The sequence below is a fragment of the Streptosporangium sp. H16 genome (genome assembly GCF_051918855.1).
Classification (GTDB): domain Bacteria; phylum Actinomycetota; class Actinomycetes; order Streptosporangiales; family Streptosporangiaceae; genus Streptosporangium.
This window is the reverse complement of record NZ_JBPXMD010000148.1, coordinates 1-521: the sequence shown is the minus strand read 5'-3', so window position 1 is coordinate 521 and position 521 is coordinate 1. Positions and strand designations below refer to the sequence as shown.

Here is a 521-nt window from a genome sequence, read left to right as displayed (position 1 = left end):
GCGTTCCCGGTGTTCGCCGATGCCTTGGATGAGATTTGTGCGCTGCTGCCGGGGTCGGTGCGTGAGGCGATGTTCTCGGGCCCGGACGAGGTGCTGGCCGAGACGGGGATGACCCAGCCGGCGCTGTTCGCCTTCGAGGTGGCTCTGTATCGTCTGCTCACCTCGCTGGGGGTGACCCCGGACGTGCTGGTGGGTCACTCGGTGGGGGAGATCGCGGCCGCGCATGTGGCGGGCGTGCTTTCGCTGCCTGATGCGTGTGCGCTGGTTTCCGCCCGTGCCCGGTTGATGCAGGGGCTGCCGGAGGGTGGGGCGATGCTGGCGATCGCCGCTCCTGAGGCGGAGGTCCTTCCGCTGCTGGAGGGTCGCCAGGACGTCGGTATCGCCGCCGTCAACGGCCCGCAGGCCGTGGTGATCTCCGGTGGTGAGGCCGCGGTGGAGGAGATCGCGGGCCTGGTGAGTGCCCGCACTCGACGGCTGCGGGTCTCGCACGCTTTCCACTCACCGCTGATGGAGCCGATGCT

Annotated in this window: 1 protein-coding gene; it reads left to right on the top strand. The window is 69.7% G+C overall.

Annotated elements, in window-relative coordinates; all coding sequences use genetic code 11:
* The coding region (locus ACTOQ2_RS44090) for an acyltransferase domain-containing protein (protein WP_440108029.1) at positions 1-521 on the top strand (521 nt) is incomplete at both ends.